General features: G+C 45.9%; 24 protein-coding genes. 13 read left to right on the top strand and 11 right to left on the bottom strand.

Going from position 1 to position 26,093, the window contains the following annotated elements:
• The first annotated feature begins 40 nt into the window (after positions 1-40).
• The 4 genes from QUB04_RS04535 to QUB04_RS04520 all read left to right on the top strand — a co-directional run bounded on the left by QUB04_RS04535 (position 41) and on the right by QUB04_RS04520 (position 6,094).
• A complete protein-coding gene (locus QUB04_RS04535; protein WP_333281595.1) occupies positions 41-4,345 on the top strand; it encodes an AAA domain-containing protein in 4,305 nt (1,434 codons plus the stop codon).
• The gene (locus tag QUB04_RS04530) at positions 4,323-5,225 is read left to right on the top strand and encodes a hypothetical protein (protein WP_333281593.1); all 903 of its coding nucleotides are present in this window, start codon (positions 4,323-4,325) and stop codon (positions 5,223-5,225) included. Before QUB04_RS04535 ends, QUB04_RS04530 begins: the two co-directional genes overlap by 23 nt.
• 129 nt (positions 5,226-5,354) lie before the next feature.
• On the top strand, positions 5,355-5,771 hold the full coding sequence (locus QUB04_RS04525; RefSeq protein WP_333281590.1) for a XisH family protein: 417 nt from the start codon (positions 5,355-5,357) through the stop codon (positions 5,769-5,771).
• Positions 5,759-6,094 carry a XisI protein gene (locus tag QUB04_RS04520; protein WP_333281587.1) on the top strand — a complete coding sequence of 112 codons (336 nt, stop codon included), beginning with the start codon at positions 5,759-5,761 and terminating at the stop codon, positions 6,092-6,094. The genes QUB04_RS04525 and QUB04_RS04520 overlap by 13 nt, the downstream gene beginning before the upstream one ends.
• 81 nt (positions 6,095-6,175) lie before the next feature.
• Here the strand turns inward: QUB04_RS04520 and QUB04_RS04515 are convergent, their stop codons facing one another.
• The 3 genes from QUB04_RS04515 to QUB04_RS04505 form a co-directional block, all read right to left on the bottom strand.
• Positions 6,176-6,502: an S-layer homology domain-containing protein gene (locus tag QUB04_RS04515; RefSeq protein WP_333281584.1), complete on the bottom strand. Its 327-nt coding sequence runs from the start codon at positions 6,500-6,502 to the stop codon at positions 6,176-6,178.
• Positions 6,503-6,721: 219 nt separating this feature from the next.
• Positions 6,722-7,441 (bottom strand): DUF3747 domain-containing protein, encoded by a 720-nt coding sequence (locus tag QUB04_RS04510; protein ID WP_333281581.1) that lies wholly within the window; start codon positions 7,439-7,441, stop codon positions 6,722-6,724.
• Positions 7,442-7,874: 433 nt separating this feature from the next.
• A complete protein-coding gene (locus tag QUB04_RS04505) occupies positions 7,875-8,867 on the bottom strand; it encodes a ribose-phosphate pyrophosphokinase (RefSeq protein WP_333153616.1) in 993 nt (330 codons plus the stop codon).
• 407 nt (positions 8,868-9,274) lie between these two features.
• Between QUB04_RS04505 and QUB04_RS04500 the strand changes: the two genes are divergently transcribed.
• From QUB04_RS04500 to QUB04_RS04480, 5 genes are all read left to right on the top strand, one after another.
• Positions 9,275-9,523 (top strand): hypothetical protein, encoded by a 249-nt coding sequence (locus QUB04_RS04500; protein WP_333281578.1) that lies wholly within the window; start codon positions 9,275-9,277, stop codon positions 9,521-9,523.
• Between the two features lie 81 nt (positions 9,524-9,604).
• Positions 9,605-10,063: a GatB/YqeY domain-containing protein gene (locus QUB04_RS04495; protein ID WP_333052152.1), complete on the top strand. Its 459-nt coding sequence runs from the start codon at positions 9,605-9,607 to the stop codon at positions 10,061-10,063.
• A gap of 424 nt (positions 10,064-10,487) precedes the next feature.
• Positions 10,488-12,188, top strand: a complete 1,701-nt coding sequence (locus QUB04_RS04490; protein WP_333281574.1) for a serine/threonine-protein kinase — start codon at positions 10,488-10,490, stop codon at positions 12,186-12,188.
• Between the two features lie 60 nt (positions 12,189-12,248).
• Positions 12,249-12,956 (top strand): dethiobiotin synthase, encoded by a 708-nt coding sequence (bioD, locus tag QUB04_RS04485; RefSeq protein WP_333281571.1) that lies wholly within the window; start codon positions 12,249-12,251, stop codon positions 12,954-12,956.
• 205 nt (positions 12,957-13,161) lie between these two features.
• On the top strand, positions 13,162-14,379 hold the full coding sequence (locus QUB04_RS04480) for a M20 family metallopeptidase (RefSeq protein ID WP_333281568.1): 1,218 nt from the start codon (positions 13,162-13,164) through the stop codon (positions 14,377-14,379).
• Between the two features lie 208 nt (positions 14,380-14,587).
• On the opposite strand, the gene QUB04_RS04475 is transcribed toward QUB04_RS04480, so the two are convergent.
• From QUB04_RS04475 to QUB04_RS04465, 3 genes are all read right to left on the bottom strand, one after another.
• Positions 14,588-15,568: an aldo/keto reductase gene (locus tag QUB04_RS04475; RefSeq protein ID WP_333281566.1), complete on the bottom strand. Its 981-nt coding sequence runs from the start codon at positions 15,566-15,568 to the stop codon at positions 14,588-14,590.
• Between the two features lie 81 nt (positions 15,569-15,649).
• Complete coding sequence (locus QUB04_RS04470; RefSeq protein WP_333248800.1) at positions 15,650-15,787, bottom strand: hypothetical protein; 138 nt, start codon at positions 15,785-15,787, stop codon at positions 15,650-15,652.
• A gap of 257 nt (positions 15,788-16,044) precedes the next feature.
• On the bottom strand, positions 16,045-17,436 hold the full coding sequence (locus QUB04_RS04465) for a glycoside hydrolase family 10 protein (RefSeq protein ID WP_333281563.1): 1,392 nt from the start codon (positions 17,434-17,436) through the stop codon (positions 16,045-16,047).
• Positions 17,437-17,872: 436 nt separating this feature from the next.
• On the opposite strand from QUB04_RS04465, the gene QUB04_RS04460 reads away from it, so the two are divergent.
• The 3 genes from QUB04_RS04460 to QUB04_RS04450 all read left to right on the top strand — a co-directional run bounded on the left by QUB04_RS04460 (position 17,873) and on the right by QUB04_RS04450 (position 20,885).
• Positions 17,873-19,141 carry an FAD-dependent oxidoreductase gene (locus QUB04_RS04460; RefSeq protein ID WP_445301033.1) on the top strand — a complete coding sequence of 423 codons (1,269 nt, stop codon included), beginning with the start codon at positions 17,873-17,875 and terminating at the stop codon, positions 19,139-19,141.
• Positions 19,142-19,267: 126 nt separating this feature from the next.
• Positions 19,268-19,930: a DUF2834 domain-containing protein gene (locus QUB04_RS04455; RefSeq protein WP_333281557.1), complete on the top strand. Its 663-nt coding sequence runs from the start codon at positions 19,268-19,270 to the stop codon at positions 19,928-19,930.
• A gap of 202 nt (positions 19,931-20,132) precedes the next feature.
• The gene (locus QUB04_RS04450; protein WP_333281554.1) at positions 20,133-20,885 is read left to right on the top strand and encodes a gamma-glutamyl-gamma-aminobutyrate hydrolase family protein; all 753 of its coding nucleotides are present in this window, start codon (positions 20,133-20,135) and stop codon (positions 20,883-20,885) included.
• A 4-nt stretch (positions 20,886-20,889) separates the two neighbouring features.
• Here QUB04_RS04450 and QUB04_RS04445 read toward each other — a convergent pair whose 3' ends face one another.
• From QUB04_RS04445 to QUB04_RS04425, 5 genes are read right to left on the bottom strand one after another with little or no spacing between them, the layout of a single operon-like run.
• Positions 20,890-21,078, bottom strand: a complete 189-nt coding sequence (locus QUB04_RS04445) for a CPXCG motif-containing cysteine-rich protein (protein WP_006635525.1) — start codon at positions 21,076-21,078, stop codon at positions 20,890-20,892.
• Positions 21,062-21,523, bottom strand: coding sequence for an SRPBCC family protein (locus QUB04_RS04440; RefSeq protein WP_190745192.1), 462 nt, complete (start codon positions 21,521-21,523; stop codon positions 21,062-21,064). Before QUB04_RS04440 ends, QUB04_RS04445 begins: the two co-directional genes overlap by 17 nt.
• A gap of 13 nt (positions 21,524-21,536) precedes the next feature.
• Entirely contained in the window at positions 21,537-21,887 is a 351-nt protein-coding gene (locus tag QUB04_RS04435; RefSeq protein WP_333281551.1) for a transcriptional regulator, read from the bottom strand.
• A 5-nt stretch (positions 21,888-21,892) separates the two neighbouring features.
• The gene (locus tag QUB04_RS04430; RefSeq protein ID WP_333281548.1) at positions 21,893-22,312 is read right to left on the bottom strand and encodes a transcriptional regulator; all 420 of its coding nucleotides are present in this window, start codon (positions 22,310-22,312) and stop codon (positions 21,893-21,895) included.
• A gap of 20 nt (positions 22,313-22,332) precedes the next feature.
• Positions 22,333-23,988 carry a radical SAM protein gene (locus QUB04_RS04425; protein WP_333281545.1) on the bottom strand — a complete coding sequence of 552 codons (1,656 nt, stop codon included), beginning with the start codon at positions 23,986-23,988 and terminating at the stop codon, positions 22,333-22,335.
• Between the two features lie 342 nt (positions 23,989-24,330).
• Between QUB04_RS04425 and QUB04_RS04420 the strand changes: the two genes are divergently transcribed.
• The gene (locus QUB04_RS04420) at positions 24,331-25,893 is read left to right on the top strand and encodes a DUF1800 domain-containing protein (protein ID WP_333281542.1); all 1,563 of its coding nucleotides are present in this window, start codon (positions 24,331-24,333) and stop codon (positions 25,891-25,893) included.
• The last annotated feature ends 200 nt before the right edge of the window (positions 25,894-26,093 follow it).

The following is a 26,093-nucleotide window of genomic DNA, read 5'->3' as shown; positions in this document are numbered from 1 at the left end:
TCTTAAATCCAATCTAAAATCTAAAATCTAAAATCTAAATATGCCATCTTTAGTAACAGAAGATTGGGGATATAAATTTAGTGGCGATCGCACAATTAATAAGTTTATTCGGGATATAGAAGGAGAAGCGGCTTTAGCCAAATATTGCGATTGGGAATGCAGAGAGCGTGCGGAAATTCTGATGTCTGAGATGGCCGGCAAATCCCACAGTCTTTTCTACGTGCGCCGCCAAAAGGTAAATGAAAGATTTTCGGAAGAAGAAATCTGGGAATTGCTGCTTGCTACGGATGGAGATGATTTTGAACTACCCCAATTATTGCAAAAATCCGATCGCACTTTGCGGTTGTTAGCAACTGTACGCTGTGAAGACGGAATTGGCGGTTTAAAACTGCTGGATGCTGGTTTGGTGGCGGTTCCCAGAGGAAGGAAAGATGGGTATTCTTTGCCGGTTCAGTTGCGACTTTTGGCTAACAGTCGCTCGCCAATTCCTGTAAAGTCGATCGCCCGCGTCCAACAAATGCCATTTTGGGACGACAGACACATACCAACTACCGAACAACTAAAAGTTTGGCATACTTTTTTAAATGTGGAAAAACGCATCGCGGAAGCGCGTCAATTTTGCGTGCCTTTTCGCGGTCATAATTATGGTTCAGGCTTTAAAATCGTCACTTTTGAAATTGATCGTAATTCCGCAACTCTTGATGGCTATGAGGAAAATCCCTTAGAATTGGGCGACTTTCGCGAAAGGCTAAAAAAGGCGCGAAATGAAGAAATTATCCTGTTTGATTCGCCGCCCGGAAGCAGAAGCAGCCGAGATGGAGAGACATTGGGTAGCATCGCTGAAATTGACTTTGAACATGGTAAATTACGGATTAAGTTAGATGTTGATTTAGGATCTCGCATGGCGGGCGGCAGATATCAAATGCCCAAACAAGGATTCTTGTATTTTGAAGCGGCGGGCGATATTAGTCAGATCGAACGCAAGAAGAAAGCTTTAAAAATGCTGACAGATGGCCGCGCTCAAAATCCCTATTTGAGTGAGTTTTTATTCGACTCTTCTCAGGCGAGACTGCCCGAAAAACTGATTAAATTGGATCGGGACAACTTATTAAATCGCAATGCTAATGACGATCAACTTGCCGCCGTAGAAACGGTGCTTTCGGCGCGGGATTTAATTTTGATTCAAGGCCCGCCGGGAACGGGCAAAACGACTGTGATTGCGGAGATTTGCTATCAAATTGCCCGTCAGGGTGGCAAAACGCTCATTGCTTCGCAAGCAAATTTGGCTGTAGACAATGCTTTGAGTCGGTTAGTTCACAATCCGGCGATTCGGGCTTTGCGGAAGGGAAAAGCTCATAAGGTGCAGGAAGAAGGGCAGCCGTTTTTGGAGGAAAATGCGATCGGCACTTGGCTGCAAAATACGGCGACTGACTGCGAAGAAAAGCTCTCGCAGCGCCTGACTAATGTCAAATCTTTGCGGCAGTTGGTGGCAGAATCAGAGCGATTTACCGCCTACTGTGCCGCCGAAAAAGCTTTTTTTAATGAACTAAAGCACCTGCACGACAGTAAAGCAAATATTGAGGAAAAGTGCAACCAGCAAGCAGCAGATTATGAACGGAATTTAACCGACAAAAGCGAGATTGAATCTCTAGTTACTGGGTTAGAAAATCTGCTGGATGCACCGCAAGTTAACTGGGAATCTCCCGAAGTTGCCGAGTTTATGCCCCGACTAAAACCCTATTCAGAAGGCAATGTTTTAGTAGAAAACTTTATGGCTAATGTTCGGATTGCCACTAGCAATGCTATTCAAATAGGGTTCGATCGCCCTGCTTGCGGCGCGTTTGGGATTGCTGTTTGGCTGCAGGAAACTGTAGCAGCCCAAATATCGGAATTTAAGACGGCATTCGATCGCGCTGATGATGTTTGTCACGCTATGTCGGCGGTTGCAGAGTCGTTGCGGGTGTCGCGGCAGATGTCTGAGGCTGTGAATCAACTCGAATTGGGCGATCGGCAAAATCAGATACACCGCCAAAATCTCGAACAGAAAATCAAGAATTTGGAACTGCGAAAAGCGGAAATTGCAGCCGTTGTCGTCGCCGTTGCACAGTGGATTGAGACAGCAGATACGGGGCTCTATGAAGTTGTGAAAACTTGCTGGGAAACGGGCGCAATGCTGACGGATGATATGGTAGAATTGCCCGCAGGATTGCTGAAAATTGCCCGATCGCTCAAATTGCCGATCGTGCCGCCCAAATGCAAAATCAATTTGCCCGATTTGGATCGGTTGCAAAAGGCGGTAGCCCACGAAGAAAGCGCAGGTTTTAAGGACATACAAGGGCAACAGTTCCGGTTTAGCGAGTTTTTGCACCTAAATTTGAGTCAAACGCCGATCGTGCTCTCTGCGGGCGATCGTACACAGTGGCAACAACTAGCCAAAGACTTCGCCAGCTATTCTCAAGTCAGTCAAAGTCAGCGCAAATTCATCATCGAAAAAGCAGCGACTTTCTTAGCTAGCATTCAACAATTTTACAGTCAATCCTTGCAGCCAAATCATATTCAGGCTACCTTCGATCGCCTAGTCAAAGAATTGCTGCACAGTATCCTCGCCAATGCCCGTCAGTGCGTGGTTCCCCTGAAAACCGAAACCGAACAGCAGCTTATAAAACAGCAACAATTATTAGATAAAATCGGTCAAACCTTAAACCAGCAGCAAATATCCGCCGCGAAACTTCAGGTAGAAACAGCGCAGCAAGAGGCAAACTTAAAAATTAGCGAAGTTACTAATTTGTTGCAAGCAATTGTCCAACAGCCCAATGTACCTGAAAAATTGCGGATTTTATCCGAACAATATCTCGCCCAAAAATCGAATATCTGGGAGCAACCGCAGCAGTTTGTCAAGCAAGTTGAGGCTTGGAAAGCAAGCCTAATTCAGCTTGACAAATCAATTGCTGACTTAGATCCTTTTGGGGTTTTGGAGACAATCAAAAACACTCTTGACGAGCATTTATCTCCGCTGCAAATTGCGGCTGCAACTTCGCAGCAGCAACTCGCTCAACTGCAAACAGAATTGAGCGAAATTAACTATCAACTGCAACAACAGCAACCGACAGCAGCATTACTTGGTGAGAGAAATTGGTGGGAGTCAGCATGGCAAACTATCCCCACTCAATATCAGCCAGAAGTTCCGAATACAGGATTATTCAGCGTAGCTTTTTTAAACAAAATTAAGCGTCTCTTCAAAACTTGGCAGCGGAAATTAGAACAAGAAGAAACAGCACTAAATCGCTCTCAAACGTTTGTGACAGATTGGATTCAAAAACTCCGCAATCCATCAGAAAAAGACCGCAACGATTTAAAGCAAATTTATATTGACAATGCCAACGTTATCGGCATTACTTGCGTGCAAGCTGCTAGCTTCGATTTTACTAAAAACTTTCCCAGCTTTGATGCAGTTATCATTGACGAAGTTAGCAAATGCACTCCGCCAGAGTTATTAATTCCCGCTTTGAAAGGCAGAAAGTTAGTATTAGTGGGCGATCACAGGCAATTGCCGCCGATGTTTAATCAAAGTACGATCGACGATATTGCCGAAGACATCGGCTGTACCGGAGACGAATTAAGTTTTATCAAAGAATCTTTGTTTAAAGTATTGTTTGAAACAGCCAGCGACAGCATCAAAAAGATGCTGACAACTCAATACCGAATGCACCCGCAAATTATGGGCGCCATCAATCAGTTTTACCAGCAAAAGCTCAACTGTGGTATTCAGGAAGCAGACACCAAGCGCGCCCACAACCTCGCAGGTAGAATTATTCAAGAAAATAATCACATTCTGTGGGTGAAAACGCCTATCGGACAAGGGTTTGAAGAGGAAAAACAGGGTACTTCGCGGTTGAATGTCAAGGAGATTGATGCGATCGAGCGTTTGTGCGAACAAATGGAGATAGCTTGGCAGCCCAAAGTTGCCGACGGCGAACCACCGAAAGAAATCGGAATTATCACTTTTTATGCTGCTCAATTAAATGCAATTAAAGACAGAATTGAAGGCGAAAGATTCCCTGCTTTGAGCATCCGCACTGGTACGGTTGACATATTTCAAGGCATGGAAAGACCTGTAATTATTGTCAGCACAGTGTGCAATAATGTTAGGGGCGATATTGGATTTGCTAAGGAACCGGAACGGGTGAATGTGGCATTTTCCCGCGCTCAAGAATTGCTGGTAGTTGTCGGCTGCCACGATTTATTTACCCAACAAACAGGTACAGTGGGGAAAATGTATCAGGAAGTTTCAAAAACGGTGCGTCACTGCGGAGGTTTTGTAGATGTTTCTAGCGTCCTCAACTAAACCAATAGACTCGAATTTAAGTTCGCTAGCCGAACAAATTGAGCAACAAAATCCGGGTTTGTCTGTGTTGGCGGCGCGTCAATTCCGCTTCGCCATCCGCCAAACTCCGCTGGAGGTGGCGATTAGCGAACCGCGCCAGTTTAACGTGTTGGAAGAGTTCATTTTGCGGGCGGGTGTTGAGTTTGAACCTGCGCCAACTTTGAAGGAGTTGGCGGATTTGCTGGGGTTAGACGAGATTTTTGTGAAGACTACGGCGGCGACTCTGGTTAGTTTGGAAAGCTTGGATGTGGCTGAAAATGGGCAAATTGCGATCGCCCCGCAAGGCAGAGATTTTTTTGATAAAGGTGCGGTTAGTCGATCGCAAATTCAATCAATTTATGCCATTTCCGATCCGCTGAATCAAACTCTTACCTTTAAATTCGATGCTTTAGCCGCAGAATCGGTCAACTTGCCAGATTTAGCAGATTTAGTATCGCTCGAACATAAAATTACTGACCTTGCCGATTTAAGTATAGCAGAAATCCAGCCGTTAATTCAAGCTTCCGGCTTAGGAATTCACGTCCCCGAAAACGGCAAAATTGTGTCTGAGTGCGATGTCGTCGGCGACGATTTAGATATTTGGCAAACAGTCTCGATTTTTGTGTTGTTAGATGCGATCGAAAATAAAACTACTATTCAAGTCCGACAGGGAAAACAAATATTAGAAACCGCATCAAACTTGCTAAACGAACTTGAATCCCAGCAAAAACTTTCCTTAAATGACTTGTGTAAAGTAACCCCAGACAGCGCACAGCAAGAATCAGAGACAATCCCGGTTCCGAAAAATCGGAAACCAGCATCTAAGAAGAAACGCAAGGAAACAGAGTCAGGAAACAAGTAATATAAGGACTTTAGTCCTCATTAACTTAAAAATTGAAACTATTTATACGATTAGGATTGTACCAATTGACAATATACCGCTAATTTGCTATAATTAATAGTTATTTGCAATCGCGCTGAGAATTTGTTTGTGTCTGCCAAAGATACCTTCCACGAATCCGTAAAACGGGCCCTTCAAAAAGAACAGTGGGTGATTACTGCCGATCCACTAAAGTTTAAGTTTGGCAATGTTAAATTTCAGGTCGATTTGGGAGCAGAAAGGTTAGTCGCAGCGGAGCGAGGAGGGGAGAAAATTGCAGTCGAAATCAAAAGCTTCCTCAATCCCTCTGTAATTACAGACTTTTATGCTGCATTGGGACAATTTCTCAGTTATCGGCTTGGCTTGGCATCGGTTGAACCTAATCGGAAATTGTATTTGGCAGTACCACTTGACGTGTATAAAACATTTTTTCAGTCTGAGTTTACTCAAACTGCGGTACAACAGTATCAGGTGTTGCTAATCGTATACGATCCAACAAATGAGGTGATTGTGCAATGGACAAACTAGCTCAATATCGTCAGTACGTTCAGACATTAATGAGCCGTTATGCCGAAGAAGATGTTTCGGATGATGAAGTCGAAGTGCAACTAATCTTAGACACAGAACGAGATCATTATCAGTGGATGAATGTCGGCTGGGAACACTTAACCCGGATTTATCAAACCATCATTCACATTGACATAAAAGATGGAAAAATCTGGCTTCAACAAAATTTGACAGAGCAAAATCCTGCCGAGGAATTAGTTGCAATGGGAGTACCGAGAGAGGATATTATTTTGGGGTTGCAACCCCCCTACAAACGGCAGTATACTGATTACGGCGTAGCGTAAAATGTCCAGCTAAAAAAAAACAGAATACTCAGCTCCCCGACTTATTCAAGAAGTCGGGGATTTAATTCGCCCTACTGAGCCTTAACGCATTTCACCATCCGTAAAGTAGCCGCCGCGTAATTCCGTTTTGCAGAATTCTCGAAAACAAACAGAACCCATTTCGTTAATAGCGGCAGCAACAGAACAATAAGAAGACATTTGAGTAATAATAGAAGCAGCCCAATAATTCTGAATGTCTGAAAAAGTTTTAGACGGCTCTTTAGCAACTAAATTCGGCTGCATTCCCGCCGACAAACCAAATTCCGTCGCTCGACGGCGCACCGCCATCAATTCAGCGCGAGTGACGGGCTGCGTAGGTTTAAAAGTTCCATCTTGATAGCCACTAACTATCTTGTTGTCCCGCGCCAAGAGAACTTTTCCCGCACTCCAGCGGGAAATATCAACTTCGCTAAATGGACGGATAGAAATATGGCTAGGAAATGTGATATTAGCGCCTTGTATTCATTTCAAAGATTCCCAAACTAAAGATACCAATTGCTCTCTGGTAACAGCAAGTTGCGGTCGAAAGCTATTGAATAGTAGATATCATCGGTAGCTATCTCCGAATGGTAGAAAAGCCAGTATTGCCTACGGTATTGGTATTTCCTGCGGTATTGGCTGCGGTATTGGCTGCGGTATTGGTATTGGTATTGGCTGCGGTAATGGCTGCGGTAATGGCTGCGGTAATGGCTGCGGTATTGCTTCGGTATTGCCTCCGGTATTGCCTCCGGTATTGCCTCCGGTATTGCCAATTTCTCCCGGTGCGGGTTCATTGGTAGTGAAATAAAAGTGACCTAATGTGCGGCCTTGATAAGCTCTTTTACTCAAGCGCCAAGCAGGATCGAGAGTAATTTTCATGAATTCGTTAAGAGCGCCATTTGTGCGACCGATAATCACAGATTTACCTTGGTAATCTACCGGGGTTCCCATTAGTAGAACATTACCATCAACACTTTCCAAAGTCAGGGTGTATTTTAATGCTAAATCTGTGCCGGCCATGCGAATTGAAAAGCCGTTGCTGTCTGTTGCGCGGCCACAAATACCGGTAAAATCAAAAGTAACTAATAACGGATCGACTTTCACGGGATTAGATCCGCTTTCGCTCCAGCATTTTCGCTTGTCAGATACTTGTTCTACAATTAGCAATTGGTGGCCGCCGAAAGGGCGGGGTTGGGCGATGACAATTACTCGCTCTTGGTTAATTTCGGTTTCGTCAAAAGTAAATGCTTTAGCCGAACCGATCGCGCCCAGTGTTAAAATTGCTGAACCTGCCAGTGCTGCCACTGTTCGTAGAAGTGAATGTTTCATGATTTTTCCCTATTGGCTCCTTATGGTGATGAGACTTATCTAGAATATAAAAAAGTCGCCCTCTTCCAACAACAAGATAGAATTTTACCATCTCTTGTTCCGGTGGTACCAAGTGCGATCGCTCGGCGATCGTCACATTGGTTCGTAGTGAGAACTAAAGTCCGAGCGAATTTTATGAGGACTTGAGTCCTTACAACAAAGTTATAACCGTTATTTTACCGAGGAACTGGATAAGCTGTTGGGCATCTAAATTGTATTTTCCGGGCGGGCGGGACGCCCACGCCACAAGAATTTGATGGGAGTTGACAGTAAAATTTAGATGCGCCGGGGCTGATTACTTGCGGGAAACGATCGCACTATTGGGCAAAAAAACGGTGCGTTACACTCTTGTTAACGCACCCTAAAACAAACATTCAAAAAGCGCCTTTCCTGTCTAGCGGAACATACTACTTACAGAACTATCTTCGTGAATCCGCCAAATAGTTTCTCCGAGCAAATTCGCTACCGAAAGCACCGTCAACTGCTCAAAACGGTTCTCTTCCGGCACAGGAATTGTATTTGTAACAATTACCTCTTCCAAAATCCCGCTAGACAAACGCTCGATCGCCGGAGGCGAAAACACCGCATGAGTAGCACAAGCATAAACCTGCCTCGCACCCTCGCGGCGCAACAATCTCGCACCTTCAGAAATCGTGCCGGCAGTATCGATCATGTCGTCCACCAACACAGCAGTTTTGCCCCTGACATCACCGATGAGGTTCATCACTTCGGCCACGTTGTGAGCTTGGCGGCGCTTGTCAATAATTGCCAGGGGAGCATCACCAAGCTTTTTGGCAAAAGCTCTCGCCCTAGCGACTCCGCCAACATCCGGCGAAACCACAACAATATCCGTCAATTGCTTGCTCGCCAGATAATCCAAAAGCACCGGCGAACCGTAAACGTGATCGAAAGGAATGTCAAAATAACCTTGAATCTGAGCCGAGTGCAAATCCATCGCCAAAATGCGACCTGCCCCAGCTTCCGTAATCAAATTAGCCACTAATTTTGCCGTAATCGACTCTCTTCCGGCCGTTTTGCGGTCAGCCCTAGCATATCCGTAATAGGGAATGACAGCAGTAATTTGTCTAGCCGAAGCGCGGCGACAAGCATCGATCATAATTAACAATTCCATGAGGCGATCGTTTACCGGACAGCAAGTTGGCTGAATCAAGTAAACATCGCAACCCCGAATCGATTCTTGAATTTGAACGTAGAGTTCCCCATCAGCAAACCGCTTGCGAACCATCGGCCCCAAATCAATCCCCAGATAGCGAGCCACCTCTTGGGCGAGGGGAATATTAGCAGAACCGGAGAACAGCCGCAGACGGTCATGAGCGGAAACCGGCGGCTCGGGAAGCGGAAGCGGTAAAGTAGCAGAACGGATCACAGCAGGCCTCTTGCAGGACGTTTATTCCATCGCTATCTTACCATCTGAAACTAGAAATATTCAGCCAATTTTTTAATAGATTTAACTTTCGAGGCGACCACAAGTGTTAAGTTAGGCCAATTGAATAGCACTTGCAGAAATATGTCCGAGAAACCGGGTTTCTAGCCCACTTTCGGCACACTCAACGGTCACAATCGGTTTTTACTTATTTTTATCCAGCAATAAAACTATAAGTTATACGAGAATACCGTACATTAACGGATAAATTACTTTTTAAGGGCATAATTTATTACTGTAAAGATAGAGCATTCTGCGTAATTATGCTGTGTGACACCCCCAGGGTGTGGAATGTGGGTTCTAGCTGAAATGTTGCACCATTGTCAATAAGCTTTTTAGGAACAGGCAAGATGCCTGTTCCACAAGAAAATCTACTCTTTGTGGAACAGGCATCTTGCCTGTTCTTGAGAATGGTGCAAGATGTGAGTTCTAGCGAACTCTGTACTGGCAGAAGTACGATCGCACTTGTGCCACTGCGTCTAAAAGTTCTGGCGAGAGTCAATTTGGGGCTGAGGCTGCAAGCGCAGCCACCCCAAATTCAGTCGAAAGCCCAAGGCATCCGGGTTCAAGGCGATAAAAATGCCACCAACAGGCAATAAACTGGAAAAATACTGTAAAAAAAGTTAAGAATCGGAGCATACTCCAGATTTTTGATAACGGGCAAAGCAAGGTAGAAATCGATGAGCTTAAGAGAACGCATTGACGCAGAAATCAAAGCAGCCATGAAGTCCAAGGACAAAGTTCGCTTGGAAACAGTTCGCGGCATCAAGAAATTTATTCTCGAAAAAGAAGTCAGCCTCCGTCCCTCCGGGCAAGAAACGCTGACAGAAGCTCAAGAAATGGAAATTTTGATGCAAATAGCCAAACAGCGCCGGGATTCGATCGAACAATACCGCAAAGGTGGCCGCGAAGATTTAGTGGCACAAGAGGAGGCGGAGTTGGCAATTGTTGAAGAGTATTTGCCGGCGCAGATGTCAGACGAAGAGGTGAGTCAAGTTGTTGACGAAGTGATTGCCTCGGTTGGCGCTACTTCTGCAAAAGATATGGGCAAGGTGATGGGCAAGGCAATGCAGCAGCTTAAGGGCAAAGCAGACGGTAACAGAATTCAAGACATGGTGAAAGCAAAGCTTAGTCAGTAGTCAGTAGTCAGTAGTCAGTAGTCAGTAGTCAGTAGTCAGTAGTCAGTAGTCAGTAGTCAGTAGACATCTCCCATAAATAATCTCAAGTTTTATAGAGATGTATGGCTTAGGCCGGGGGGCGACAATTTATTAGGGCTAAGGCCAAAAAACCCGGTTTCTACGAAAAATCGTGCATTTCTCCCTTGAGATATTGACGCAGAAACCGGGTTTTCGATCGGATATGCAGGTGGCAACCTCTGTGTTTTCGTGAAAAAACCCGGTTTCTGACCATCATGGCGTCCAAGAATGTCAAAAAAATGTAAAATACTAACTTTGGTCGGGACTGGGGACTACAGAGAGTGAAGTCTGCTCAAGAGCATGAAAGACCTAGCATTACTAAGTCTGTGAGCGATCGTCTATTTTTTAACAGTTTCTACTTAAACTTATGCAGCCACCTATTGCTATTGGAACTCTCCTACAAAACCGCTACCGCTTGGTGAATATTTTAGGTCAAGGAGGATTTGGCCGGACTTATTTAGTAGAAGATTTGGGACGGTTTCAAGAACGCTGCGCCCTGAAGGAATTGATTCCGGTGCAAAGCGGGCCATACGTTTTGGAAAAATCGAAGGAATTGTTTCAAAGAGAGGCGGCAATACTTTACCAAATTGGGCACCCACAAATTCCCCAGTTTCGGGCAATATTTGAAGAGAACCAGCGTTTGTTTTTAGTGCAGGATTACGTGGAAGGAATGACTTACCGCGAACTAATGCTCGATCGAACTTCAAATGGTCGCACCTTCACCGAAGCCGAAGTCTTGGTATTTATCCGGCAAATGCTGCCGGTACTCGCTCACATCCACGCCCGCGGCATCATCCACCGCGACATCTCCCCAGAAAATATAATTCGGCGCGAAAACGACCAAATGCCGGTGCTGATTGACTTTGGAGTGGTGAAGGAACTCGCCACCAAAGTCCAGTCTCCCGAAGGAACAGCCCACGCAACCACTGTCGGTAAAATCGGCTACGCGCCGATGGAACAGTTGCAAAGCGGGCGGGCAACAGCCAGCAGCGACCTCTACGCTTTAGCTGTAACGGCGATCGTCCTGCTGACAGGCAAAGAACCGCAGGAATTGCTCGATCAAACAACGCTGCAGTGGAATTGGCAGCAGCAAGCGCAGGTGAGCACGGGTTTGGCTTTGGTGCTGAATCGGATGTTGAGCCGGTCTCCCGGCGATCGATATCAATCTGTCAGCGAAGTCGCCCAAGCACTCGACGCCCAAACTAATCCTAAACCTAGCCAGCCAACTGTACCGCCCGCGCCGCCAGCAGTGGTACCGACAAACCCTTCGCTAATAGCAACGGTGGCCGTGGGCAGGCCGCCAGAGCCCGTCGCCCAGAGTTCCCACCCGCAAAAAAACCAGCCAGACCCGTTAATTGAGCCTGCTGGCGACACTTTTTGGGACAATCCCATCGCTGCGATCGGACTGCTGGCCGGCTTAGTAATCTTGACAGGCTTCGGTTCCTGGGCTTTAGTCGGCTCATTTCTCAACAATTCGCGCCCCAAACCCACTCCGACACCGCCAGCACTTACAAGCCCAACCCCGACACTAACTCCCATACCAAACCCGCTACCTTTGCCAACCCCAACCCCCCAACCTTTGCCAACCCCAAGCCCAGAACCTTTGCCAGAACCAAGCCCAGAACCTTTGTCGGAACCAACCCTAGAACCTTTGCCGGAACCAAGCCCAGAACCTTTGCCGGAACCAAGCCCAGAACCTTTGCCAGAACCGAGCCCAGAACCTTTGCCAGAACCAAGCCCAGAACCAAGCCCAGCACCAACTCCGACGCCCGCGCCGACTCCCGCGCCCAAACCGGCGCCCAAACCGGCGCCCAAACCGGCGCCCGCACCAACTCCCGCACCCAAACCGACGCCCGCGCCGTCGCCAACACCAGCACCAACTCCCGCGCCAACACCCGCACCAACACCGGAACCTGCCCCAACACCCGCACCATCGCCGGAACCTGCCCCAACACCCGCACCATCGCCGGAACCTGCCCCAACTCCTGCACCGTCGCCGGAACCGGAACCGGAACCAGCGCCGGAACCGGAACCAGCACCAACACCCGCACCATCGCCAGAACTCTAAACTTCTGGCAAAATTCCCCTAGACTGAGGTTGATGCCAATTAATTGTTAGCTATCTGCCAATGAACTCGCTGCTAATTGCTGGAACTGATACCGACGCGGGCAAAACTGTTTTGACCAGCGCTCTGGCTGCTTATTGGCAAATGTATTTTCCCGATCGCAGTTTGGGAATTATGAAACTCATGCAAACGGGAACGGGCGATCGCGAACTCTACACCCGTTTGTTTGCCCTCGACCAATCCCCCGAAGAACTCAATCCGCTGCACTTTGATGCGCCTCTAGCACCGCCGATTGCTGCGGAACGGGAGGGGAGACGTATCGAACTAGAAAAGGTCTGGACGGCGTGGCAAAGCCTCTCTGAACGCAAGGATTTTGTGTTGGTGGAAGCTTTGGGAGGGCTGGGCTCACCTGTAACGCGGGAACTGACGGTGGCCGATATTGCCAGAGATTGGCGGCTGAGGGGGGTTTTGGTAGTACCTGTGAGGTTGGGGGCGATCGGGCAAGCTGTGGCGAATGTTGCTCTCGCCAGACACACTGGTTTTAAGCTCAGAGGTATTGTGCTTAATTGCGTTAAAGCTTATTCTGAACAAGAAATTGCCGATTTAGCGCCCGTTGATTTGATCCAGTCGCTGACTCAAATACCTGTGTTGGGTATTTTGCCGCATTTAGATGACCCGACTGACCTTGCTAAATTAGCTAAAGTTGCTTCAGATTTAGATTTAGAACAGTTACTGCCAGGGGTTAATTTAGTTCCTCAGACTTCTAAATAACCCTATTCTCAACACCTCTCTTTCTCATTCTTCTCTTCCTCTGCGTACTCTGCGTCCTCTGCGGTTCATAAAAAAATCTCCTGCACAACTCAGATAAGATTGAAGAAGATTTTCTTTTAACCGCAGAGAGCGCAGAGAGCGCAGAGAAAGAGAAGAGAGAGTTTCACAAATTATTCATTCAGAATTGCTATAAGGAGAATAAAAAATGGTTTCTACTTTACCGAATTTCACCTCTGTCGATTTATCTCAGTTGCGGCTGGAGATTAGAAATTTGCAGCCTCTGCTAGTCGAATGGCGTCGCCTTTTGCATCAAAGACCGGAGTTGAGTTTTGATGAAAATTTAACGGCGCAGTTTGTCTCGCAAAAGTTGCAGGAATGGGGAATTGAGCATGAAACTAATATTGCTAAAACTGGTATTGTCGCCACTATAGACAGCGGCAAACCGGGGCGGGTTTTGGCAATTCGGGCGGATATGGATGCTTTGCCTATTCAAGAAGAAAATGAGGTGGATTATCGATCGCAGCATGATGGAATTATGCACGCTTGCGGCCACGACGGCCACATTGCGATCGCCCTTGGTACTGTCTGTTATCTGGCAAAGCACAAACACAGCTTTTCGGGTAAGGTAAAATTTATCTTTCAGCCCGCCGAAGAAGGCCCAGGAGGCGCAAAACCGATGATTGAAGCGGGTGTTTTGAAGAATCCTGATGTTGATGCGATCGTCGGCTTGCATTTGTGGAACAATCTACCTTTGGGCACTGTAGGCGTCCGCAGCGGCGCGCTGATGGCGGCTGTCGAAGTTTTTGACTGCACCATTTTTGGCAAAGGTGGACACGGCGCAATGCCACATCAGACTGTGGACTCGATCGTAGTTACAGCCCAAATTGTCAGCGCTTTGCAGGCAATTGTCGCGCGGAACATTGACCCGATCGACTCAGCGGTAGTAACTGTCGGCAAATTCCACGCAGGCCACACCCACAACGTCATTGCCGACACCGCTCAAATCGGTGGCACGGTGCGCTATTTCAATCCAGCATATCAAGGTTATTTTGCACAGCGAATCGAGCAAGTAATTGCCGGAATTTGTCAGAGTCACGGGGCAAATTACCAATTAGATTATTGTGCGCTTTATCCGCCAGTTATTAATGATTCGAGAATAGCTGAATTGGTGCGCGGCGTGGCAGAATCAGTTGTCGAAACTCCTGCGGGAATCGTTCCAGAATGTCAAACGATGGGCGGCGAGGATATGTCGTTCTTTTTGCAAGAAGTCCCCGGTTGCTATTTCTTTTTAGGTTCGGCAAATCCAGAGAAAAACTTGGCTTACCCGCACCATCACCCGCGCTTTGATTTTGATGAAACTGCGTTGGGGATGGGTGTAGAAATGTTTGTGCGGTGTGTGGAAAAGTTTTGTGTGAATCAATGAAAGATTGTGTCATCCGGTGGGGGCGGGTTTATGAGATTATTGATTTTAGGCAATGATAGTTTGTAAAACCCGCCCCTACAGCAATCATATCTATTTAACCCGATCTCTTGCACCCGCCGTCAAAAAACTGTAGGGGCGGGTTCACCAAAAGATTTAAAGAATGCAGACAGCTTAAATAAACCCGCCCCCACCCCACGCGAGAGTCTTTTTACCGAGTTTGAAAGATATTCTGCACCATTTTTTTATCTACACTTGCCGCCGCCTTATCCAATTCGGCAATCTCCCCGGAGTCTAACTCCCAGCCCAAAGCACCAATATTATCCCTCGCCTGTGCCGCAGATTTCGCCCCCGGAATCGGAATAGTTTCTTTGCAGATACACCAGTTAATTGCTACCTGCGAAACAGTCTTGTTTCTGAATGTTGCTATTTCTCGCAAACATTCCAAAAGCGATCGCATTCCCGGAAGTAGCTGCTTGCACGCCAAACCTCGAATACCTTTAGGAAGAGATCCATTTTCGGAATATTTACCCGTCAGCAAACCCAAGGCTAGAGGACTGTAAGCAATCAATTTTATCCCCAATTTATCGCAAACATCTTTCAATCCGAGTTCTGTCACCGGATAGGTGGAAAGTAGCGAATATTGCACTTGTAAAGTAACAATAGGAATTTGGCGATCGCTAAATCTTTGATGCACCCATTTCAGCCGTTTCGGCCCGTAATTAGACAAGCCCACTCCCTTAACTAATCCTTGCTCGTAAAGGTCAGCCAAACCATCTAAAAGAGCCCCCTCTTGCCAAGGAGCGTAATTAGCTGTAGACCAGTGCATTTGCACCAAATCTACATTTTTTCCGAGGCGCGCAGCCGAGGCTTTGCAAGCCGATATCATTGATTGTCGCGTCAGTCTCCAAGGATAAGCAGCTAGTTTTGTCGCAATACAAATACTGTCTTTATTTGCACCTTGATATTGTTGAGAAAACTGCCCCAAAAGCTGCTCGCTGCGGCCATTTAATTTCCCTGTTCCGTAAGAGTCCCCCGTATCAAATAAAGTGACGCCGTTACTAACACAAAGATTGAAAACGGCTTGCAATTCGTCGTCCATACTTTCATTGTAGCCCCAGAGCAATCTGTTGCCCCAGGCCCAAGTGCCGCAGCCCATTTTTGGAAGTAAAAGTTTTTGGTTAGTTGGCATTTTTATTGATGGTAGTTGTTGGTAATACGGATATTTTATAGGAACATAACTCGGTATCGCCTAGCCCCCAGTATAGCTGTTTCATTCTGCCACGGGCCGCCAGGGACTCAAGTCCCTGTCTAATAGCATAAGTCGGTTAAAACTCACATCTTGCACCATTGTCAAGAACAGGCAAGATGCCTGTTCCACAAAGAGTGAATTTTCTTGTGGAACAGGCATCTTGCCTGTTCCTAAAAAGCTTATTGAGAATGGTGCAACATCTCAGTTAAAACCGACTCAAATAGTAATCTCAATTTTGAAAATTAGAGTTACACATATATTCGGCGCTAACTCTATACAAAAACAGCTTTGATAGAATTGCTACAGTCGTCTTTAGACGACTTCAGCTATGAGACAGGGGTTTAAACCCCTGTCGGACTGTCGGACTAATTGCACACCCTACAAAATTACTAATGACTGATGACTCTTTAATTCTTTTACGTGGTTGGTGATGGCGAAGGTGGGCTGTTTTTGGTAGGTTCCTCTGGCTTAGCTTTGGGGTCTGGTTTTGGTGGCGCAGGCGGAGGGAAAGTCGCCGCGCGTCTGGGTATTTGTAGCGCTGTTCGGAATGCAGAAGACGGGAAGAAACCGCTAAATTGAGAAAGTCGAACTGCTAGAGGTTCTGGTGCATATTCCCACAAGCTTTCGTAGTAGAAGAAAGCGACACCTAAGCCGTATCCTTGGACTGCTTGCACCTGAGATTTAATTTGCTGAATCGGTACGGGGTTATTTCTCAAACCTGTCATAATCCCAACTCCGGTGGGAATTTTTTGCTGCGCTTCTTGCATTTCTGGACGGTTAATCTTGTCTACAAATGATTCTAGATTGGAACGGTACACTTGCACAATTAGCTCGTCGGCAATATCCAAACGCACCCAAGCCCGCCAATCTTGTAGGTGATGTTTGTAAGCAAACTCGTAGTAATTGGGAGAAATTGAGAAAATTGCATTGGGTTTTACTGCTTTGACGGCTTGATTTAGCTGCGACATAAAAGCGGTGATTTTATTGGCTCGCCACTGCACCCATGCTGGATTTTGAAAATCTTTTGGCGGAGCTTTTTTTGTTTCTTTGGTATACAAAGCAACTGTGTACTCATCGTATCCAAATTCAGACGGCAAACTCATGTGATCGTCAAATTGAATACCGTCGGCGTTATATTTAGTGGTGATTTCTAGTACGAGTTGGGTAATGAATTGCTGCACTTCTGGATGAAAGGGATTGAGCCAAACTACTTCGCCACCTGCACCGATTGATGTTTGGCTGCCGTCCTGTTTTTGTGTCAGCCAATCGGGATGATTTAAGGCTAATTCTGAGGTGGGAGGAGCCATGAAACCAAACTCAAACCAAGGAATTACTAGCAGGCCTTGGCGGTGAGCTTGAGCGATTAAATCTCCGATCATATCCTGTCCCTCTAACCCTCTGTAAATAAAGGGTTGAATGTCTTTTTGCTGCGCTACATCGCTGGGATACATTGCATAGCCAGAATTCCAGACAACGGGATAGATTGTGTTGAAATTTAACCGTTTTAGTTTGCTGACAGCATCTCCTAGTTTGCGACGATCTCTGAGGATGTCTTTGTCGTTTGTCGTCATCCAAACGCCGCGAATTTCCTGGCGGGGTTGCTGGGCGATCGCCGGAATGAAGTTGTTCGCCAGCAATACTATAATGAATGAGAGGGCAAACAGAAGCGGGAAAAGAGTTTTAATCGATCGCTGCCAACTGCGCGGAATGATGCGTAATGTCATAGTTTTGAATGGTGAGTTAGTTATTGAAACACACCCCGGCATAATTTGGTGATAAAATTTGCTCGCTCTACAGTCTACAGCCATTTGCGCTGAATGTGGGATCGGTTAACTGAAATGGGTGAATTGATGTTATACCAATTTTTTATGAGGTTGCATAGAATCCGATCCCCCCTAGCCCCCCTTAATAAGGGGGGGACAAGATTCTTCTCAAAGTCAACCCCTACTCCCAACAATCAGGGGGATTTAGGGGGAGCGAGATATGTGCAACTTCATAAAAAATTGGTATTATGCGATCGCAACTGAGCTCAGTATAATCTCTGAGACAGAGGGTAAGTGACAGCATTCTGTCTAACTGCTGGAAAATCAATTACGCACTGCAAGCCTTCCTTACCGGACTGTGCGGCCCAAGGAGTGCAAGTGCTGTACAATATCGGTGCTGGAATATCTCGATCGAACATCTGTAATTGTGAAACATTTAGTGTTAATTGGCGGCGGTCACAGTCATGCTATTGTATTAAAAATGTTCGGGCTCAAACCGCTGCCCGGTGTGCGTTTGACTCTGATTAGCGATGTGCTGCACGCGCCTTATTCGGGGATGCTGCCGGGACACGTTGCCGGGTTTTACGATTATGATGAATGTCACATCGATTTGCGATCGCTCGCTGAATTTGCCGGGTGTCAAATATTAATCGATCGGGCGATCGCGATCGACCTTAACAAAAATTTAGTTATTTGTCAAACTCACCCTCCCCTTAACTTTGACGTGCTTTCTGTGGATATCGGCAGCACTCCTGCGACTTTATCTGTACCGGGTGCTGCTGAATATGCAATTGCAGCTAAACCCGTACCGGAGTTTTTAGCTAGCTGGAATCAGTTAATTTCCGCAAGGCAAAACCATCCCGAAAAACCGCTGCGGATAGCGATTGTTGGCGGCGGTGCAGGCGGCGTAGAATTAGCATTAAATATGCAGTTTCGATTGGGGAAGGAAGAAGGAAAAAGGAAGAGGGAAGAAGGAAGAGGCAAGAAGGAAGAGGCAAGAAGGAAGAGGCAAGAAGGAAGAGGGAAGAAGGAAGAGGGAAGAAGGAAGAGGGAAGAAACTTTAGAAAATTTATCATCAGAAATTCATTTGTTTCACAGCGGTGCTGAATTAATGCCTGCACATAACCAGCGAGTGCGTCGCCGCCTGAAAGAAATTCTGATTAGTCGTGGGATTAAACTGCATTTAATGGAAAAAGTTAGTGCTATAGAAAAGCCAGAAACGATTGACATAGAAGATAATCAAGAATGCCCGATGCCCAATGCCCAATGCCCAATGCCCAATGCCAAAATTTCCTGTCAATCAGGTTTAGAATTAGAGTGCGATCGCATTTTTTGGGTAACACAAGCATCGGCCGCCAATTGGATAAGAGAATCCGGTTTAGCAGCCGACTCAAACGGCTTTATGCAAGTCAACGATTGCCTGCAATCCGTCTCTCACCCCAACGTATTTGCGGCAGGAGATATCGCTGCGATGGTTAATTATCCCCGTCCCAAAGCAGGCGTGTTTGCCGTGCGTCAGGGCAAACCGCTGTTTGAAAATTTGCAGCAGTTTTTATTGGGAAAACCGCTGAAACCCTTTGTACCGCAAGAACAATACTTAGGCTTAATTGGTACTGGGAATAAAAGGGCGATCGCATCTCGCGGATCTTTCATGTGGGAATCACGGTTGTTGTGGTACTGGAAAGATTGGATCGATCGCCAATTTATGCAAAAATTTAGCAATCTGCCCAAAACCCGCCATACCAAATAGCAAGACATTCAGATATTCTCCTCTCTTCCTCTGTGTCCTCTGCGTCCTCTGCGGTAAATAAAAAAAGTCTTATTCAAAAACCCTTTAAGCTTGCTATAGTAATATCAGAAGTAAGAAAAACTAACTATGTTCAGAAAAATTGGATTTGGGCTGCTTTGGATTGCATTTATCACCTACGCCTTTGTATTTGCACCACCCGACAGCCCAGAAAAAACCATCACACTAATTACCAATATTTCCACAGGCAAAATAGCAGACATCAACCCTTTAATTGTAGCGTTATTCAACCTCATGGGAGTCTGGCCGCTCATCTACAGTTGCGTCTTATTTGCTGACGGCAGGGGCCAGAAAATACCTGCATGGTTATTTGCCACTTTATCCTTTGGCGTCGGCGCTTTTTCCTTGCTGCCTTATTTAGCCCTGCGCGAACCGAATCCAGAATTTCCCAGTCATAAAAATATCTTTTTAAAGATATTAGACTCCCGTTTTACTGGAATTTTCTTAACATTAGCTGCGGTTGGTTTAGTTGCCTTTGGCTTGACAAACGGCGATTGGTCTGATTTTATTCAGCAGTGGCAGACTAGCCGCTTTATCCATGTAATGAGTTTAGATTTTTGTATGCTTTGCCTACTATTTCCTGCCTTATTAGGAGACGATATGGCGCGCCGAGGAATGCAGAACTCTACAGCATTTTGGGCAGTAACATTAGTGCCGCTGTTCGGGCCGCTGGCTTATCTGTGCACGCGCAAACCCCTACCGGAAATTAATACTGAAACTGTTACAAATTAGACAGCAGTGCAGGGAATTTTCAGTTTAATCTAGAAATCCATCACAAGTAATCAGACAAGAAACAGGCAAGATGCCTGTTTCACAACAATAAGTAAGTTTTATTGTGGGTCGTTGCTCCTAGTAGCCCGCCCATGAAACACTGATTACAAATACTGCCAAATCTGAGTATTAATGTAAATAATTATCTCCCAGTCTCTAGCAAATGAAAAAATTTCCTATTGTTGGCATCACAACATACAACCGCTGTTCAGCAGGCGAATATCGCTTAAATGGAACTTATATTGATGCAGTTCAGGCGGCTGGTGGCATTCCGATTTTACTGCCGCCCCATCAATTAGATCCGGCTAGTATTTTGGATGCAGTAGATGGTTTGATTTTTTCCGGCGGGGGAGATATCAACCCAGAACTTTATGGCGGTTATGTCGATCGCACAGTTTACTCGGTTAATGCAGAACGCGACAATTTTGAATTAAACTTAGCAAAGCTAGCTTTGAAGGCTGACATACCTGTGTTGGGGATTTGCCGGGGAATGCAAATGTTGAACGTAGCCAGCGGTGGCAGTTTGGTGATTCACGTACCGGATGCTTACGGAGACGAGGTTAATCACGGATCGGGAATTCCCCCGCGTGCGATCGAGCATACCATTGAAATTGAGCCAACCAGTCGGCTAGCAAAAATTATGGGAAAAACTTCAACAACAGTTGTTTCCTGGCATCATCAAGCAGTGCGGAAGGTAACATCCGATTGGCGAATAGTAGCCAATGCACCTGACACTTTGGTAGAAGCAATGGAACACTGCTATCACCCTTGGATGATAGCAATTCAATGGCATCCGGAAATGTCGCCCAACTGTTCGTTCAACGCTCGAATTTTTCAGGCTTTCGTAGAAGCAGCAGCTTCAAAATTCATGAACTCTACCAAGTCAGCATCACAGGCAATTCATACATTTGGATAGTCACTTATTCTTGATAGTCAGTATCTATTTCAATATCCAGGGTATCTTCATCTATTCTGACATACAGAACATTCGGGCGACAGCAAACCTGACAATCTTCGATATAAGATTGTTCCATACCACCGCTGATATCAACAAAAGTTGTACTCGGTTCGCCGCAGAAAGCACAGTAATATTCAGCCGTTGTTTGCATCTTTCTCGCACTCTCTTTTTGTGACTTCGTGGCGGTAGCGAAACATATCTGTTAACCGCATTTCCACCCACCAACCTAACAACAAATCGACAATTGGGCCGCCCGGTATCGAAAATGCGATCGCATCTGTCAATCTAGTCTTGCCATTTTCTGAGGTAAACTCGTGTCGGTGAGTCCAACGTGCCATCGGCCCCTCAGTTTGTTCATCAACAAACAAGCGATATTGTTCGCACTCAGTGTGAGTCGCCACCCATTTTACAGGAATCGGCCCCAATAACAGGCGAAATTCTGATACAGCACCCACATCGAGTCCCCCTTCGCGGCGAATGATTTTCACCGGTTGCCAAGGCGGAGTCAAAAGTTGCAGAATGTCGGGCCTTTCGTGAAAGTTCCAGACAGCTTCAACGGTGGCATTAATTAAGGATGAGTATTTAAAATTGGGCATTTTCTAGATTAAGTTAAACAGTTATTTGCGATCGCGTTTCAGCATTTGCAGTATTATCCTCTGTATCAGTACAAACAGCAACTGTTAGTTTCAATCCCAAAGCATTCAGCCAAGTTCCCAGATTATAAATCGCATCACTTCCGTGCTGCGACAGCAATTCATCCAGTTTTTTTAAGTGCCATTCATATTGTTCGCGAGACATCTGCTGTTTGCCAAGAGCTTCAGATATATTGCTGAGTACCATTTTTAGCAGTTCGGTTTCCGGGTTTTCTTCTTCAAAAAAAGCCTCTATATACATAGCAGAATCTATGGGGTTTTTGAGAGATTGTATTAGTGAGGGATGGTAAGGTAAACTTGTAAGCATTATTTTCACTCCTCATTATACTCAAGAAATGCCACAGGGGAAAGATGGAAAAACTTAGCTAACTTTTGAATTTGACTCGCCGTCAGTTCCCGCTTTCCCTTCATCACCTCAGATACCCAAGACTCGGATTCAAAAATATCAACCCAATCTTTTTCTTGAATATTGTCCTCAACCATCAATGCTTTCAGTAGTGCGATACCTTTCAATACTGGCATTGGCTCATGTTTTTGTTCGTAATCATAAACAAGAGTACCCAACACGTTTAAGTAATCCCGATCGTCCTGCGTGAGATTTCTCCGACTCACAATAGAATCAATCCGATTTTGTGTAGCGATTAACTCAGCTTCACAAGTAATTGGACGCGGTGGAAAAGTTGTGATTATCTCCATATAGTAGCTACTAGGAGTTTTTAAACCCGTCGTCATTTTTCCAGTTCTCCTTTTTACTAAACGGGACTTAGTGAATTCTCACATTCTTGATTTGGCTGTCGTGTTGTATGACTCATCGCCTCAGCCAAATGCTTCTTCAAAGTCGCTTCGGGTAGCGGCCCTTTTAAATGACTCCAAGGCAAAACCTGATCCAATTCCCACTCTTGAAAAACATAAAAATCCATCTCCGGCAACTGTCCCCGCAACTCCTTAAAAGCCCGCCGATAACTGCCCAAAGTATCGCCGTAATGCCGCACTAATTCCAACAGCCGAGACAACCGCCGATCGCCCTTTGACAACAAACCCTGAATCACCGACCAATTATAGCTTTCAGGTCTAAATTCTAAACCTAACTTCCGCAATTCTTTATCTAAAAACTTCAGCCTCTTCTCCGCATCTTTATTCACTCCAAACCACTGAAAAGGAGTGTGAGATTTCGGGACAAAAGTGCTGCATCCCAGAGTCAAGCGCAAACCGGGAACAGCTTTTCTAATCGCCCGCATCATCGCCACCGTCTCCTCTAAATCCTCCATTTCTTCGCCGGGAATTCCCGCCATTCCGTAAAGTTTAATTCCCTTTAATCCACCAGCTTTAGCATTGCTCGCCGCTTGAATAATTTCGTCATTTGTGAGTTTTTTGTTAACGATTTTGCGGAGGCGATCGCTCCCGCTTTCCACCGCAATTGTCACCGATTTGCTGTCTCTGTTTGTCAATATTTCTGCTAGCTTAACTGTCACCGTATTCGTCCTTACCGAAGAAAGACTCAACCGCACGCCGTCGTATTTCGGATGATTCAAATGATCCAGCAACGCTTCAAATTCCGGGTGCTGAGTCACCGAAGCACCCAACAAACCCAAACGATTAGTCACAGCTAAGCCGCGATCGATCGCCGGAATTAGCGAACCCTCCAAACTCGCAGTTCTAAACGGCAAAGTCAGATAACTTGCCAAACAAAAACGGCACATTTCTGGACAACTCCGAACCACTTCCACCATGTAAATATTTTCCCAAGCCGCTTTTTCTGTCACCACAGTGGAAGCAGATAAAGTATTGCCGCGATAAGTTTGTTTTTCAACCATACTGGGAATTCCCGAATCGACAGGCTGAATCGATTTAATACCCTCAGCCGCATCCAGATAAGTTACTTCGTACAAACTGGGGACGTAAACTCCCGGAACTTGGGCTAAATGCCGCAATTTAGTTTGTCTGTCGGCGGTACGGACTTCTTTATAAGCATCAATAAAATTGTCAATGAGATGTTCGCCATCTCCCAGCAAAATCACATCAAAAAAATCGGCAAAAGGTTCTGGATTCGCAGTAAAAACCGGGCCGCCCCCGAATACTATCGGATGATTATCAGTTCGTTTTGACGCCCAAATCGGAATTTCGAGAGATTCCAATAAATTTAGAATATTTACATAGTCTAGTTCCCAAGAAAGCGAAAATCCCAGTAATTCTGGGTGTCGGGGAAGTGGTTCGCGGATATCAGTAAATAAACGGCCCACTTCAATATCCGATCGCACAGCCAAAGTTGCCCACACTATCTGATAGCCGAGACTGGTAATACCCACCGTATACTCGTTGGGAAAAGCAAAAATAGTCGGGATAGCATCAGCATCGGGGGTTGCTGGGGCAAATAGTAAGCGTTCTTGGGCAAAGGGATTAGGAGTCACGGGCAAGTTTAGCCTTAAAAATATAATATCTCTTTCATCTCTCATTTTATGCTATATACTAGATTGATAGCCCGACAGCGATCGACACGTATATACCGAGCGCAATTTTGTGTCATCCGCGTATGCGTGTCGATCGCTAAGGACTAACAACCGTAGGAGTTACGCACTCGCCCACAAAAAAACCGGGTTTTTTAACTCTTATTGAGAGTTTTAAGCAAGTATTTGGTTAAAACATCCGGTTTCCGATGGCCCGTGCCGAAACCCTAAACTATTGAACCTTTTTTTGCCGCCAAACCAGTCTAAAGCATACAGAATTAACCAACAGTTCCCCCAGCACCTAGTATGAACCTAAAACTTAAATATGGGGCATTATTGCTATACTTGTGGCTGGGACTGATTGCCTCAAGCAGTGCCGCCAGTCCCCCCGACAATTCCAAAATTTTGCATCTCCTCAACCGCATCAGTTTTGGCCCCCGATTGGGTGATATCGAAAAAGTGCGATCGCGCGGCACAGAAAATTACATCCAACAGCAACTCTCCCCAGAAACCATCCCCGAACCTCCGAACCTTACCGCCCGCATCAATAGCTTAGAAACCCTGCAAAAAACACCAGCCGAACTGTTTGCCGAATACGGTCGCCCCCCCAGGCAAAACGGTCAAAAACCAACGCCAGAAGCACTCAGAGCCGCCAGCCTAAAATCCCGCATCATCCTCAAACAAGCAGTAGCGGCCCGTTTATTGCGATCGGCAGAAAGTCCCCGCCAACTGCAAGAAGTTATGGTTGATTTCTGGTACAATCATTTTAATGTTTCCTCAGACAAAGGATTAGATAGACTCTGGGTTGGAGCCTACGAACAAGAAGCAATTAGACCCTACGCTTTGGGAAAATTCCGCGAATTACTAGGTGCAACTTCCCGTCACCCTGCCATGTTATACTATTTAGATAACTGGCTAAATACCGCTCCCAAAACTAGCGGAGTTCAAGGGAGGTTTCAGGGATTAAATGAGAATTATGCGCGGGAGTTAATGGAGCTGCATACATTAGGCGTCAACGGCGGTTATAGGCAACAAGATGTCATCGCATTAGCTCGCATTTTTACAGGATGGGGATTTTCGCCACGACCGCAAAAAAAAGATGGTTACAGCTTTTATTTTGATGCCAAACGCCATGATTTTAGCGATAAAGTATTTCTGGGACAAACTATCAAAGGTTCTGGCGAAACCGAGGGAGAACAAGCTTTAAATATTTTAGCCAAAAGCCCAGCCACAGCTAAACACGTCAGTTATAAATTAGCTCAATATTTTGTAGCGGACAGCCCGCCAAATGCCTTAGTAGATCGCCTGGGCCAGCGCTTTCTAGAAACAGATGGAGATATCCGCGAAGTCTTAAATACTTTGTTCCGCAGCCGGGAATTTTGGGATGAAAAAAACTACAGCGCTAAGTTTAAAACTCCCTACCAATATGTTATATCAGCGGTGCGAGCCACAAATAAGACAGTAGAAAACTTTCTGCCTCTGTACGGCACTTTGCAACAGCTAGGAATGCCACCTTACGGCTGCCCAACTCCAGACGGTTACAAGAATACTCGAGATGCTTGGCTGAATCCAGATGCGATCCCCCGTCGGTTAAGTTTTGTCACTGCTTTGGCGAGCAATCCCTTGTATTTAAACTCTCCTCCCGCTGACAAAAATGAGTCGGGATGGATGTTGCCTCAGATCGTAACTCCCTCTAACTCCTCTTTACCAATGGGCCCGAAAGAGAGTAGGGTTCTCATAGATTCGTCGCAGTTAGCTAATACTTTGGGGAATAACTTTTCGGCGAATACCAAAAGTGCGATCGAGTCTAGTCCGGCTAATTTACGCGCCGCCTTAATTCTGGGCAGTCCAGAATTTATGCACCGATAAAAGAGGCAGAAGAAGGAACAAGGAACAGGGTGTGAATTTTGAACTGATGATTTCCCATTCCCAATTTCCGATTACCAATTAGACTTCTTGCATAAATCTTTGATTGATAGGTCAACCGCAGATATAGGGCCGATAAACACAGATCAACGCAGATAATTTCCAGAAGGGAAAGCTTGGGAGTGCAATCTTGTATTTTACCA

It is taken from the genome of Microcoleus sp. D2_18a_B4 (assembly GCF_036702475.1).
GTDB lineage: Bacteria > Cyanobacteriota > Cyanobacteriia > Cyanobacteriales > Microcoleaceae > Microcoleus.
This window is presented reverse-complemented; position numbering and strand designations above follow the sequence as displayed.